Origin of the sequence: Kistimonas scapharcae, assembly GCF_039540975.1 — a bacterium.
Lineage (GTDB): Bacteria > Pseudomonadota > Gammaproteobacteria > Pseudomonadales > Endozoicomonadaceae > Kistimonas > Kistimonas scapharcae.
On the sequence record NZ_BAABFL010000452.1, the window covers coordinates 1 to 13005 of the forward strand.

Annotated in this window: 13 protein-coding genes; 10 read left to right on the forward strand and 3 right to left on the reverse strand. The window is 53.2% G+C overall.

The features are described from left to right. The first annotated feature begins 245 nt into the window (after positions 1-245). Positions 246-1028 (forward strand): exodeoxyribonuclease III, encoded by a 783-nt coding sequence (locus tag ABD892_RS19755; RefSeq protein ID WP_345197794.1) that lies wholly within the window; start codon positions 246-248, stop codon positions 1026-1028. A 58-nt stretch (positions 1029-1086) separates the two neighbouring features. Here the strand turns inward: ABD892_RS19755 and rph are convergent, their stop codons facing one another. Continuing rightward, a complete protein-coding gene (gene rph, locus ABD892_RS19760) occupies positions 1087-1806 on the reverse strand; it encodes a ribonuclease PH (protein WP_345197795.1) in 720 nt (239 codons plus the stop codon). 256 nt (positions 1807-2062) lie between these two features. On the opposite strand from rph, the gene ABD892_RS19765 reads away from it, so the two are divergent. The 6 genes from ABD892_RS19765 (at position 2063) to ABD892_RS19790 (ending at position 7262) form a co-directional block, all read left to right on the forward strand. Beyond that, on the forward strand, positions 2063-2929 hold the full coding sequence (locus tag ABD892_RS19765; RefSeq protein ID WP_345197796.1) for a YicC/YloC family endoribonuclease: 867 nt from the start codon (positions 2063-2065) through the stop codon (positions 2927-2929). Positions 2930-3152: 223 nt separating this feature from the next. Next, the gene (gmk, locus tag ABD892_RS19770; RefSeq protein WP_345197797.1) at positions 3153-3767 is read left to right on the forward strand and encodes a guanylate kinase; all 615 of its coding nucleotides are present in this window, start codon (positions 3153-3155) and stop codon (positions 3765-3767) included. 81 nt (positions 3768-3848) lie between these two features. Continuing rightward, entirely contained in the window at positions 3849-4094 is a 246-nt protein-coding gene (gene rpoZ, locus ABD892_RS19775; protein WP_345197798.1) for a DNA-directed RNA polymerase subunit omega, read from the forward strand. 240 nt (positions 4095-4334) lie between these two features. Continuing rightward, positions 4335-6458 (forward strand): bifunctional GTP diphosphokinase/guanosine-3',5'-bis pyrophosphate 3'-pyrophosphohydrolase, encoded by a 2124-nt coding sequence (gene spoT / locus ABD892_RS19780; protein WP_345197799.1) that lies wholly within the window; start codon positions 4335-4337, stop codon positions 6456-6458. Between the two features lie 102 nt (positions 6459-6560). Beyond that, entirely contained in the window at positions 6561-6779 is a 219-nt protein-coding gene (locus ABD892_RS19785) for a hypothetical protein (RefSeq protein WP_345197800.1), read from the forward strand. A 123-nt stretch (positions 6780-6902) separates the two neighbouring features. Then, complete coding sequence (locus ABD892_RS19790; protein WP_345197801.1) at positions 6903-7262, forward strand: NirD/YgiW/YdeI family stress tolerance protein; 360 nt, start codon at positions 6903-6905, stop codon at positions 7260-7262. Between the two features lie 118 nt (positions 7263-7380). Here the strand turns inward: ABD892_RS19790 and ABD892_RS19795 are convergent, their stop codons facing one another. Further along, positions 7381-8364 carry a type II secretion system protein gene (locus ABD892_RS19795; RefSeq protein WP_345197802.1) on the reverse strand — a complete coding sequence of 328 codons (984 nt, stop codon included), beginning with the start codon at positions 8362-8364 and terminating at the stop codon, positions 7381-7383. Between the two features lie 210 nt (positions 8365-8574). Here ABD892_RS19795 and ABD892_RS19800 point away from each other — a divergent pair, with 210 nt between their 5' ends. Further along, positions 8575-8961 carry a RidA family protein gene (locus tag ABD892_RS19800; RefSeq protein ID WP_345197803.1) on the forward strand — a complete coding sequence of 129 codons (387 nt, stop codon included), beginning with the start codon at positions 8575-8577 and terminating at the stop codon, positions 8959-8961. Here the strand turns inward: ABD892_RS19800 and ABD892_RS19805 are convergent. Further along, the gene (locus tag ABD892_RS19805; protein ID WP_345197805.1) at positions 8954-9811 is read right to left on the reverse strand and encodes an SDR family oxidoreductase; all 858 of its coding nucleotides are present in this window, start codon (positions 9809-9811) and stop codon (positions 8954-8956) included. The genes ABD892_RS19800 and ABD892_RS19805 overlap by 8 nt on opposite strands. Positions 9812-9922: 111 nt before the next feature. Between ABD892_RS19805 and ABD892_RS19810 the strand changes: the two genes are divergently transcribed. Both ABD892_RS19810 and recG read left to right on the forward strand, forming a co-directional pair. Then, on the forward strand, positions 9923-10864 hold the full coding sequence (locus ABD892_RS19810; RefSeq protein ID WP_345197806.1) for a hydrogen peroxide-inducible genes activator: 942 nt from the start codon (positions 9923-9925) through the stop codon (positions 10862-10864). An 8-nt stretch (positions 10865-10872) separates the two neighbouring features. After that, the gene (recG, locus tag ABD892_RS19815; RefSeq protein WP_345197808.1) at positions 10873-12951 is read left to right on the forward strand and encodes an ATP-dependent DNA helicase RecG; all 2079 of its coding nucleotides are present in this window, start codon (positions 10873-10875) and stop codon (positions 12949-12951) included. Positions 12952-13005: the final 54 nt, after the last annotated feature.

Below are 13005 nucleotides of genomic sequence, written 5' to 3' on the forward strand. Positions count from 1 at the left end.
AGCCTTAATTATCAATCACCGGTAGAATACGAGGCTGCAGTTTAGCTGTAGACAGGTGTCCATTTTATCGGGGGAAGATCACTTTCTCCTGGCTCTATCCCTAACGATAGAGTCAGGTATTTTCACCTCTCACTAACAATTGCGTGACACCAATAACCGCAAAACCATTAGTTACCTTACGTTACAAGGTGGTGTAACGGTAACAGAAAACGGTATCATATGGGCGCTAGCATTAAGGGCCCGGTATGAGAATAATCAGCTTCAATTGTGAAGGTATCAAAAACGCCACTGAGAATGGTTTTTTCGACTGGGCACTTGCCCAGGATGCGGATGTTATCTGTCTGCAGGACATCAGGGCCAGCGAGTCCGAGCTGGCCGATCCGGTTTACACACCGGATGAGTATTTCAGTTATTTCTTTGAAGGCTATGACCCTGAGAAGGAGAAAGGCGGCGTAGCGCTTTATAGCCGCGTTCCGCCGAAAGCCATCATCACCGGCCTCGGTTTCCCGGTCGCCGACAGTCAGGGTCTCTGCATTCAGGCAGACTTTGACAAGATCAGCATTGCCAGCCTGTTGGTACCGGAAGGCAATGCGGATGACGAATCCCAGAATGTGAAGTTCAAGTTCATGGAGGATTACCTCCATTATCTCGACAAACAACAGCGCAAGCGCCGGGAGTTCCTGATCTGCGGCACCTGGCAGGTGGCCCACCGCAAGATGGACGTGGCCAACTGGCGCGACTTCCAGTCAACCTCCGGTTTCCTGCCACCTGAACAGGCCTGGATGGATGAAATCACCGGTCCGCTGGGTTATGTGGATACCTATCGCGAAGTGGATCGTGAAAGCGGCAAGTTCACCTGGTGGGAAGATGACCGGTTGCGCGAGAAGGACATGGGCTGGCGGTTCGACTACCAGATGGCCACTGCCGGCATGCGTCATCGCGTTCTGAATGGCGGTATTTACACCGGAGAAATATTCTCCCGGCATGCCCCTGTGATCATCGACTACGAGTGGGAACTCTCGTTCTGATGAATAAAAAAGCCCGGTCTAACCGGGCTTTATTTATTGCGAGATAAATCTCAGAAAATCAGGGGGCTTCCAGCGCCTGACGCTGAATGGTCAGAATTTCATCGATTCCCTGCTTCGCCAGTTGCATCATGGCATCCATCTGCGCCTGATCAAATGGCTCACCTTCGGCCGTTCCCTGAATTTCAATGAAACCACCTTTTTCCGTCATGACCACATTCATGTCAGTTTCCGCATTGGAGTCTTCCGGGTAATCCAGATCCAGCACCGGATTGCCGTTATACATACCCACAGAAATGGAGCCAATCAGCTGCTTGAAAGGATCATTGCGGATAAGCTTGTTGCGCTGCATATGGCGAATGCAGTCTACCAGCGCCACACAACCTCCGGTAATGGAGGCCGTACGGGTACCACCATCCGCCTGAATCACATCACAATCGATAGTGATCGTGTTATCACCCAGCATCTTCAGATCGACCGCCGCACGCAGTGAACGGCCAATCAGACGCTGAATTTCCAGGGTACGTCCACCCTGACGGCCACGGGCCGCTTCACGCCCGGTCCGATCGCCGGTCGCTCTGGGCAGCATGCCATATTCTGCTGTCACCCAGCCCTGCCCCATGCCTTTCAGCCAGCGCGGCACACTGCGTTCAAGACTGGCGGTGCAGATCACCTTGGTATCCCCAAATTCCACCAGCACGGAACCCTCGGCATGCTTGGTATAGCCCCGGGTAATCCGAATATCACGCAACTGATCTGCCGCTCTTCCACTTGGACGCATAACTTGTCTACCTGCTTAAACAGCGTATGAAAAATACAGTGGACGGATTATAACGAACATCCACCCCGAAGCAGAATCCGTTCATCACGACGCCACGGCATGTCCCAACTATCACCGTTGCGTCATCCAGTTTAGAATTAACGGTTTTATCCACCGCCAGGCATCGACTGCCGCAACCCTTCAGAATGACTGAAGATTGACCGGTTTCTCCGGAACCGGCAGGCACTCCCACCTGGATAGCATGAGATACAGGCCAATGACCGCAAGCATGACCGCCTTCGCCCGGGTTGAAACCAGCCATGAATGGGGCAGTCTCGTATGGGAAATTCGCTCCGTGAATCATCGTTATCTGGAGCCCCATTTCCGTCTGCCGGAGACTATGCGGGAAATTGAGTCGCGCCTCAGGGAAATGCTGCGCCGCAATTTGAATCGCGGCAAGGTCGAATGCAGCCTACGGGTCATGCCACTGGATAATGGTCAGTCACTCAGCCTGAACACCACCGTACTGACTGACCTGAATACCGCTCTGGAGCAGATCAAGCAGCATGTAGACCGCGTTGCCAAAACCAGCCCAATGGATATCCTGCGCTGGCCCGGCGTTCTCAAGCAGGATGAAACCGATATCAAGGAAATCCAGCTGAACGCACTGCAAGCCTTTGAGCAGGCATTGGATCAGATCCGCGAAACCCGCGCTCGCGAAGGAGCTGAACTCAAGCAATTCATTCTCCAACGCATCGACAGCGTGGAAGAAGAAGCGGGAAAAGTGCGTCAGCAGATGCCAGCACTGCTCCAGGCCCAGCGGGATAAAATCATTCAGCGCCTTGAAGATGCCCGGGTGGAAACTGACCCTAACCGGTTAGAGCAGGAACTGGTCTTCCTGGCTCAAAAAGCCGATGTCGATGAGGAACTGGATCGCCTGACCACGCATGTCACCGAAGTGCGCCGGGTACTCAACAGTGACAGCGGCGCTATTGGCCGCCGCCTGGATTTCCTGATGCAGGAACTGAACCGGGAAGCCAACACCCTGTCATCCAAGGCGATTGACGCTGGCACGACGCAATCTGCAGTCAACCTGAAAGTGTTCATCGAGCAGATGCGTGAACAAGTCCAGAATATTGAATAAATACAGTTTGTTATAAAAACACAAAAGAAACTTTCACACATTACCCACAGGTTTGCCAATAACTTACCCACAGGCCTGGCGCCTTTTTGCGACGGAATTCGGGCCAATATACGAACATGTTATCAACAGGGCAGACCTGACAAGAAATATCCCGCGATGCAGGCAGAGCCGTCATCGCGGAGCTAACCTTAAACAGATAGTAAACAGGTTTTTTTGTACAGGCATGAGCAAAGGCACGCTTTACATCATTGCAGCCCCTTCCGGGGCAGGCAAAACCAGTCTGGTAGCGGCACTGGTGGAATCAACTTCGCATATCTGCGTATCCGTTTCCCATACCACCCGCGCGATGCGTCCCGGTGAAGTTGACGGTGTTAACTACCACTTCACCTCTGTCGACGAATTCAAGGCCATGATTGAGCAGGATGCCTTTCTTGAGCATGCCGAAGTGTTTGGCAACTACTATGGCACCTCTCAAGCATGGGTCGAGGAACAGCTGCATCAGGGCAAGGATGTCATTCTGGAAATTGACTGGCAGGGTGCCCAACAGGTTCGTCGCCTGATGCCCGATGCCGTCAGCCTGTTTATCATCCCGCCGTCAAAGCAGGCGCTGCACGAACGCCTGGTCGGACGCAAGACTGACGATGCCAGCATCATCGAAAAAAGAATGAACCTGGCCGTCAACGAAATGTCACATTACGGCGAGTTTGATTATCTGATCATCAACGACCGGTTCGACGATGCCCTGTTTGATCTGAAAGCTATCGTCCGGGCACAGCGTCTGGCCATGCCATTTCAGCAGGCATATCGGCAAGCACTACTGCGTGAGCTATTGTCATAATCTGCTGTGAACCAGTAAAATCACTCTTTACACACTCATTAATGCTGGTTAGTTCCAGCCTGATATAGACCGGAGCATAACGTGGCCCGAGTAACCGTAGAAGACTGCCTCGAAAACGTCGACAACCGCTTTGAGCTGGTTATGGCCGCTTCCAAGCGTGCCCGCCAGCTGACCATCGGCGGCAAGGATCCCAAGCTGCCCTGGGAAAACGACAAGCCTACTGTCATGGCCCTGCGTGAAATCGCTGAAGGCGTCATCGATCCCAAGGCGCTTGACAAGGAAGAGCAGGACGACGACGAAGCGGCACTGTTCCTCGGTCTCGAGTAAGGACTCCAGACTGGTGGTGACGACCGCTCCCTGACCAGGCTTCTACTGAACCAAACTGACGGCGGCCTGTTGTGCCGTCAGCAGCTGAACATGCAGTAATCGCGATACCGGGGAGCGGACGGCTCCAACCAGCAGATATCTGTAGCCGTAACCAACAGATGAAGTAGCTGCTGCAACCGTAAACCGGTACCGTGCATAGCGTTCAGCGAACCAGAAGCCTGTAGCCAAAGGAGGCGGGCATTGCCGACCATTGACAGTCTTGCCCATCGTCTCAAAGCCTATCTGAACACAGACCAGATCAATCTGGTCAAGCGTGCCTATTACTATGCGGAACAGGCGCACGACGGTCAGAAGCGCCGCTCCGGCGAACCTTACGTCACCCACCCCCTGGAAGTGGCCGGTATCCTTGCTGATATGCACATGGATCACCAAAGCCTTATGGCCGCCATGCTGCACGATGTCATTGAAGACACAGGCATAGGAAAAGACGCCATTCGTGACCAGTTCGGCGATGTCGTCGCCGAGATCGTCGACGGTGTCAGCAAACTGACCCACATGCAGTTTGAAGACAAGACACTGGCACAGGCAGAAAACTTCCAGAAAATGGCGCTTGCCATGGCCCGGGATATCCGTGTCATCCTGGTCAAGCTGGCAGATCGCCTGCACAATATGCGCACCCTGGGTGTGCTCCGTCCCGAAAAACGACGCCGTATCGCCAAAGAAACCCTCGACATCTACGCACCGATCTCCCAGCGCCTCGGTATGCACCAGATGCGTATTGAGTTCGAGGATCTTGGCTTTGCCGCCATGCATCCCATGCGCTCCAACATGCTTACCCATGCGGTACGCAACGCGCGGGGAAATCGCTCCGAAATTGTTACGAAAGTCGTCGATTCAATCACCAACAGGCTCGAAAAACAGGGATTGAACGGCCGTGTCATGGGTCGTGAAAAACACCTGTACAGCATCTACAAGAAGATGAAAGTACAGCGTAAATCCTTCAGCGAGATCATGGATGTCTTCGGCATCCGCCTGATAGTGGACAGTATTGATAGCTGTTATCGCTGCCTGGGACTGGTTCATAACCTGTTCAAACCGATACCGGGACGCTTCAAGGATTACATCGCTATCCCTAAGGCCAACGGCTACCAGTCGCTCCATACCACTTTGTTTGGATTGCACGGTATTCCTGTTGAAGTGCAGATCCGTACGCAGGAAATGGAAGACATGGCCAATAACGGCATTGCCGCGCACTGGCTCTATAAGTCGGGCGATGAAGCATTGCTGGGTTCCCGAGACCGTACCCGTGTGTGGCTGCAGAATCTGCTGGAACTGCAACAGAAAGCCGGCGATTCCCTGGAATTCATCGAGAACGTCAAAGTCGACCTGTTTCCGGATGATACCTACGTTTTCTCTCCACAGGGCGATATTCTCGAGCTTCCCAGAGGCGCAACCCCTGTCGATTTTGCTTACGCCGTTCATACCGACATCGGCAGCAGCTGCGTCGCCTGCCGGATCGACCGCAAACTGGCCTCACTGAGTCAGCCCCTCGATAGTGGTCAGACCGTCGAGATCATCACAGCTCCGGGCGCGCGGCCCAATGCCGCCTGGCTGAACTTTGTGACCACCAGTAAAGCGCGCTCCAACATCCGCCATTACCTGAAAAACCAGAAACGCACCGAATCCATTGCCCTGGGTCGCCGCCTGCTCAGCAAGGTGCTTACTCCCATGGGTATCCGGCTGGAAGAGATGGAGAAAGCCGATATCAGCCGTACGCTGACACATACCGGCTTCGATAAACTGGATGACCTGCTGGAAGACATCGGTTTGGGTAATCGCATGGCCTACCTGGTTGCCCGCCATCTGGCCGATACCCACGAATCCATGACGCATCAGATGGATCTCTCCAATCCGGAGAAACCCCTGACGATTCGCGGGACAGAAGGCATGGTGATCAGCTTTGCCAAGTGCTGCCATCCCATTCCCGGCGACCCGGTCGTAGGGCATGTCAGCTCAGGTCGGGGCCTGGTCATTCACACAGATTCCTGCCGGAATATCACAGAAATTCGCCATAACCCGGAAAAAATTCTGGAAGTGGACTGGGACAAAAATGTCCACGGTGAATTCTATGTCGACCTGGAAGTCTCCTTCGAACAGCTGCAGGGCATGATTGCCTCGCTCGCCACCACGGTGACGGCCGCTGAAGCCAGTATTGAAAAGATCAGTGTCGAGGAAAAAGACGCCCGCCTGAGCCAGGCACAGCTATTGATCAAGGTAAAAGACCGGATACACCTGGCCCAGGTAATCAAGCGACTACGCACGATTCGTGGGGTTACTTCCATCTCACGCCGTCGAGAAACGTAATCTCCCTCGTTGACGTATTGCCCCAACTCAATGGTCACCTTCCGGAACCTTCGCGGTTCCGGAAACTCCAATACAGTAATAACTGATTGAGAGGAGAGTGACATGAATGTGGAATCAATGGACCGGCTGACTGCGGCAGTCATCGACTGCTTTATCCTGAATAATGGATTTGCGTTGCCCACAGAAGGCGGCTGGCAGACACTCCAGTTGATCCCGCAAACCTCTCTCTACAGCATTGATATGCCTGATTTCCTGGAGGCTGATGGCCTCTACAGGCACTGGCAAATCCTGAAAGAACGTGAGCAGCAGCACAACACCTGACACTCGAAGCTCATAGCGAGCTTCACGCTGCCCTATGGAGATATTGCTGCGACATCCGGGATGACCAACCTCAGAAACTGACCTAGGCTGTCTCCAGCGCCTTTATGCCGTTGGAGAATCACCATGAAAAGCATCACCCATTCCCTGCTGATTGCAGGGGCTATCAGCCTGTCAAGCTTCACCCTTGCTGACTACACGGGTCCTGGCGCTGGCGGAGAACCGACCAGTGTTGCTGCCATCAACAAGGCTCCCAAAGATGACATGTATGTGGTTCTTGAAGGCAAGCTATTACAAAAAAAGAAACACGAAACCTACATCTTCAGTGATGGCACCGGGGAGATTCCCGTCGATATTGATGACCGGTTGATGCCAGCGCAAAACATCAACGAAAACAGCGTGTTGGAAATTCGGGGCGAAGTGGATGCCGGCGTTATGGAAACCCCAGAAATTGATGTGAAGGAAATCCGCGTCATTAAACCATGACAAACATTACCCAACGTGACGATTGAATAGCAAAGGGACTTGCCTTAATCCTCTCCCACACAAAAAGCCAGCTTTAGCTGCTCTACTGCCTTCGGATAAGCTGGATCCCTAGACCCGTTCAATAACGCCATTTTCTGCCATCACAACGGGTACTCTCGTGCCCCATAATACTCAACAAGCCCATGGGTGTATCAAGCTTTCCATAGTCAAAGCAGACATACTTGTCTTGGTCTGCTCCCGCTGGTTCGACGGTTCGTGTACCCACCTCATACCAGCACTCCGGACCACTGCCAAACATGTAACAGTTATCCTTCAGCCAGTATGTCTTAACAATGATGTCTTTTACCGGGTTTTCATAACCCGGCGATGATGGCTGATTCAGGATACGCTCCTCTGCAGGCCCCTGTATGCGCTCATCCGTTTCAGTTTCCCCGTTCCTGAAATTCACGATAAAAACCACTTTGCCATACCATTTCCCAATATTCAGAACATTAATATTGGTTACCTTCCAGTCGGACGGTTCTTCAGAAGGCGAAGGTGGCAACACAGGCGGATTTGGCAATAAGGGCGGATTTACCATGGGTGGTGTAACAACCGGGGGATTTAAGGGCGGCGACGTAGGGTCAGGTGGCGCAACAACAATAGCGACAGAACCCGGTGCAGGCGGAACAGGTTGCGCCGGCGGGATATCAATCGGATTCTTCACACAGGCATTGCCACACTCATGCCAATCCATTTGATGATCAATCAACTTTCCATATAACGTAAAAACCCTCTGCACAGAACTCTCAGGGAAGGCTTCTCGTTTGAAATAAACATTAATTCGATACTGGTCAGGACTGTCCAGCTGCGTTTCTGCCCGCTGTACATACTTCAGATCACTGTACGTTCTGTTAATCGGCGGGGGAAAGACTCTTTTCGAGGCAATGTGCACATCAATGCTCTGCCTGATTTCATAAGCAAGACGTGCCACTTCTTCAATCTTGGACCTATCAGAAAACCCCTTATACGTGAACAAGGCATAGGCAATAATAATGGCCAGAATCAAGACTACGAACATCACTTCAATCAGGTTATAGCCTTGAATAGTTTTTTGATTCATTCTCACAAGCGCCCAGCCTTTTCCGTGGAACACGCGCAGTTAACATTCTATCTATCACTTCCTAAGTTAAGCAGCCATCCACAGATTCAATGAAGCATTTGCAGGTATCTATTTAAGCCTGCCTGAGTAGAGCAACCCACTGCCTCCTCCAACTTTGGTATAGTCTTTCTACGAACAAAAAACAGCGACCAGTGAATCAGGATTCTACTTATGAGCAACAAGCAGATTATCCACACCGACAAAGCCCCCGCCGCCATCGGCACCTATTCCCAGGCCGTCAAGGTGGGCACGACTGTCTACCTGTCAGGTCAGATCCCACTGGTGCCGGAAACCATGGAGGTGGTGGACGGTGATTTCACGACCAAGACCCACCAGGTTTTCCGTAACTTGCAGGCGGTTGCCGAAGCCGCAGGCGGTAGTCTGCAGGATGCGGCCAAGATCACCATCTACCTGACCGATCTTGGCAACTTCCAACTGGTCAACGAAGTCATGGCACAATACTTCGAGCAACCCTATCCGGCACGGGCAGCTGTCGGCGTGAAGGAATTACCTAAAGGGGTTCCCGTGGAAATTGAAGCCATTCTGGAGCTCAACTGAGACCTAATAATGACCGGTAACCCTCTCTGAAAGAAGGATAAAGGAAGTGATAACCTGCTTCCTTTATCCGGGCGTTGGAACAGCGCTTACAACCGCGTGAAGGGACATCGTCTCCGGGTTTTACCGTAATCCCCAGCTGCTTCCCCAGCCAGTCAGTCACTTCGTGCATCGGAGCCGGCTCATCGTCAACCCCCACGTATAATGGGTCTACGTTGCCACCCAGACGATCTTTCTCGATCAAATAATGCAGCATCCCCGCACAGTCATCGGCATGAATGCGATTACCATAGACAACCGGCGTCTCTCGATAGCCCTGGCCACTTTTTACTCGCCTCAAAAGATAATCCCGACCCGGACCATATATGCCCCCAAAACGAATACTGGTTCCTGGAATACCAGCCTGTTGCAGCAGTGCTTCAGCCTCCAGCATCACCTGCCCCGAAAAACCAGCCGGAGAGGTCTCCGACAATTCATCGACCCACTCCCCTCCACTCTGGTGATAAACCGCCGTACTGGATGTGAAAAAAATACGCTTGGGCAGCGTCTTCATCGAAGCGACTTTTGTTAGAACATGCCGCAAACCCTGCAGATAAACTGCGCGGTAAACTGACTCGTCACGGCTGCCTGCCGCAGCGCAATAAGCCAGATAGTCAATCGCTTCCGGCCATTCGCCCAGGTTCTCCTCTTCAGCTGCCAGATCACCTGCCACCGCCTTAACGCCTGCCGGCAACAGGCTGAGGTTACGGCGAAGCCCCCAGATATCAAACTGGCCTGTTGCCAACAGGCCCTCTGCCAGGCGGCTTCCCACATCACCACAACCCGCGATGAAAACCCTTATCTTTTCTGCCATTGCACTGTTGCCAAAGTCGTTTACCATGACAGGAGATTGTAATAGAAATTTTCAATGGGCTGCAGCTGCAGCCGTAGTAATACTGTTTATTTTTACAGTACAATAACGAACATGACTCTGACAGAACTTAGATACATCGTAGCCCTCGCCCAGGAGCGGCATTTTGGCAAAGCAGCCGAGCGTTGCTTTGTCAGTCAACCGACGCTCAGTGTTGGCGTGAAAAAGCTGGAAGATGAACTGGGCATTGCTATCTTTGAGCGCAGTAAGACTGCGGTTCGCGTGACACCGCTGGGTGAAAAGGTCATCGAACAGGCACAGAAGGTGCTCGAAGAAACCAGCGCGATCAAGGAAATCGCCAGCATGGGCAAGGACCAATTGTCCAGTCCTTTGCGTGTCGGCGCCATTTACACAATCGGCCCTTACCTGTTTCCACACCTGATTCCTCAATTGACAAAAACAGCGCCTACCATGCCGCTTTATATTGAGGAAAATTTCACTGCGGTTCTGCGCCAGAAACTCCGCATGGGGGAACTGGACGCCATCATTATTGCACTGCCGTTTACAGAACCGGACGTCGTGACCAAACCCCTTTACGATGAACCGTTTACCGTACTGATGCCCGGCAGTCATTCTTGGGCCAAACAAAAGACCATTGATCCTCTCAGTCTGCAGGCAGAAGATGTCCTGATGCTGGGTGAAGGTCACTGTTTTCGTGATCAGGTGCTCGCGGCCTGCCCCGCCCTGACGAACAAAAAAGACAATACCCAGGGCAATAATGGCAATATGGATATTGAAGCCAGCTCTCTGGAAACGATCCGCCATATGGTCGCTTCCGGCATGGGTATCACCGTACTGCCGATGTCCGCAGCCGATGACCGGCATTACGCTGAAGGATTGCTGACCACCCGCCCCTTTAAGTCGCCTGCCCCCGCTCGAACGGTGGCGCTTGCCTGGCGCGCCAGCTTCCCACGCACCAAGGCTATCGACGTGCTGGAACAAGCCATCCGCCTGTGTTCTACCCAGCCCATCAAAGGCAAACCTGTTAAAAGGTAGTTCCGGCCATGGCGGATAAACTGCATGAAATCCCGGTCACCAGTCTGAAAGGCGTAGGCGCTGCACTGGCTGACAAACTCGCAAAGATCGGGATTCATACCCTGCAGGATCTGCTCTTTCATCTGCCGCTGCGCTACCAGGATCGTACCCGGATCACACCGCTAGGCACCCTCCAGTTCGGAATGGATGCGGTTATCCAGGGCACGGTTGTGGCGGCTGATATCGTCAATGGTCGCAGACGCAGCCTGCTCTGCCGGGTTCAGGATGGCACCGGTTCCATCAGTCTCCGGTTTTATCACTTCAGCGGCGCCCAGCGTAATGCGATGAAACGGGGCGCTATCATCCGCTGCTTTGGCGAACCCCGTCGGGGCGCCAGCGGCCTGGAGATGTACCACCCGGAATACCGCATTATCTCGGATGATCAAACGACAACTGTTGAAGATACCCTGACGCCTGTTTACCCCAGTACCGAAGGACTGACCCAACAACGCCTGCGTACACTCTGCAGCCAGGCACTGGGCTTTATGCATCATCCGGATGCGCTACAGGAATGGCTTCCCGCCTCCCTGCTCAGCGCCTATCACCAGTGGCCCCTGGTAGAAGCCATACGCTATCTTCACAACCCACCACCGGATGCAGATGTACAGACCATGCTTGAAGGCCAGCATCCTGCCCAGCATCGTCTGGCCTTTGAAGAACTGCTGGCTCATCACCTCAGTCTGCAAAAAATACGTTACCGTATTCGGCGGCAAGAAGGTCACCCTATGCCTGCCCGGCATAAATTAACGACACAATTCCTCGAACAGTTACCGTTCACACCAACGGGCGCCCAGCAGCGTGTTGCAAAGGAGATCGGTCAGGATCTCAGCCAGTCAGCCCCTATGCTTCGTCTGGTTCAGGGCGATGTCGGCTCAGGCAAGACGGTTGTCGCGGCATTGGCTGCGTTGCAGGCTGTCGAGAACGATTTTCAGGCTGCCTTGATGGCACCTACCGAAATTCTGGCAGAACAGCACTATGCAAATTTCAGCCAATGGCTGCGGCCACTCGGTATCACTGTTGCCTGGTTGACGGGTAAAACCAAAGGCAAAAAACGAGAACAACAACTGGAACTGATTCGCACGGGTGAAGCAGCGGTCATTATCGGTACCCATGCCCTGTTCCAGGAAGAGGTCACCTTTAACCGACTCGGACTGGCCATTATTGATGAGCAACACCGCTTTGGTGTCCATCAACGCCTTGCCCTGAAAGAAAAAGGGCATGGCGCCACACCACATCAATTGATCATGACGGCAACACCCATTCCGCGCACGTTGGCAATGAGCGTTTACTCCGATCTCGATTGCTCAGTGATTGATGAACTTCCTCCCGGTCGAACACCGGTCAACACGATAGTGATCAGCGATGACCGTCGCGACCAGATTATTGGACGGGTTCGCGACGCCTGCCTGGAAGGTCGCCAGGCCTACTGGGTCTGCACATTGATTGAGGAATCCGAAGCATTGCAATGCCAGGCGGCTGAAGTCACGGCTGAAAAACTACGGGAATTATTGCCTGAGCTGTCCATCGGGTTAATCCATGGTCGTATGAAAGCGACTGAAAAAGCTGAGGTCATGGAAGCATTCAAGGAAGGCCACCTGCACCTTCTGGTGGCGACCACTGTCATTGAGGTTGGCGTCGATGTGCCCAATGCCAGCTTGATGATTATCGAAAACCCCGAACGCCTCGGGCTTGCCCAGCTCCATCAGCTTCGCGGCCGGGTCGGGCGTGGGAAAGTCGCCAGTCACTGCGTCCTGATGTACCACGGCCCGCTGTCCCAACAGGGGAAAGAGCGCCTGCAGGTCATGCGTGATTCCACAGACGGCTTTGTGATTGCCGAAAAGGACCTGGAATTACGCGGCCCCGGCGAAGTACTCGGCACCCGCCAGACCGGTATGATTGATTTCCGGGTCGCAGACCTGCAGCGCGATGAACAGCTCCTCGACACCGTCAAGCAAGCCGCCAGTTTGCTCATGACTGAACATCCGGAAAGCATCGAACCACTGATCCGCCGCTGGCTGCCACAGGGCGACCGTTACGCTGAAGCGTGAAACTAGTCGCGCAATCTATTGTCCAAATAACTAACACCTTGGATATAGTGCAAA

Excerpts from the sequence above, each read along its gene's own strand:
- ABD892_RS19755 (WP_345197794.1), top strand. The coding sequence starts at position 246 with ATGAGAATAATCAGCTTCAATTGTGAAGGTATCAAAAACGCCACTGAG.
- rph (WP_345197795.1), bottom strand. The coding sequence starts at position 1,806 with ATGCGTCCAAGTGGAAGAGCGGCAGATCAGTTGCGTGATATTCGGATT.
- ABD892_RS19765 (WP_345197796.1), top strand. The coding sequence starts at position 2,063 with ATGACCGCAAGCATGACCGCCTTCGCCCGGGTTGAAACCAGCCATGAA.
- gmk (WP_345197797.1), top strand. The coding sequence starts at position 3,153 with ATGAGCAAAGGCACGCTTTACATCATTGCAGCCCCTTCCGGGGCAGGC.
- ABD892_RS19785 (WP_345197800.1), top strand. The coding sequence starts at position 6,561 with ATGAATGTGGAATCAATGGACCGGCTGACTGCGGCAGTCATCGACTGC.
- ABD892_RS19790 (WP_345197801.1), top strand. The coding sequence starts at position 6,903 with ATGAAAAGCATCACCCATTCCCTGCTGATTGCAGGGGCTATCAGCCTG.
- ABD892_RS19795 (WP_345197802.1), bottom strand. The coding sequence starts at position 8,364 with ATGAATCAAAAAACTATTCAAGGCTATAACCTGATTGAAGTGATGTTC.
- ABD892_RS19800 (WP_345197803.1), top strand. The coding sequence starts at position 8,575 with ATGAGCAACAAGCAGATTATCCACACCGACAAAGCCCCCGCCGCCATC.
- ABD892_RS19805 (WP_345197805.1), bottom strand. The coding sequence starts at position 9,811 with ATGGCAGAAAAGATAAGGGTTTTCATCGCGGGTTGTGGTGATGTGGGA.
- ABD892_RS19810 (WP_345197806.1), top strand. The coding sequence starts at position 9,923 with ATGACTCTGACAGAACTTAGATACATCGTAGCCCTCGCCCAGGAGCGG.
- recG (WP_345197808.1), top strand. The coding sequence starts at position 10,873 with ATGGCGGATAAACTGCATGAAATCCCGGTCACCAGTCTGAAAGGCGTA.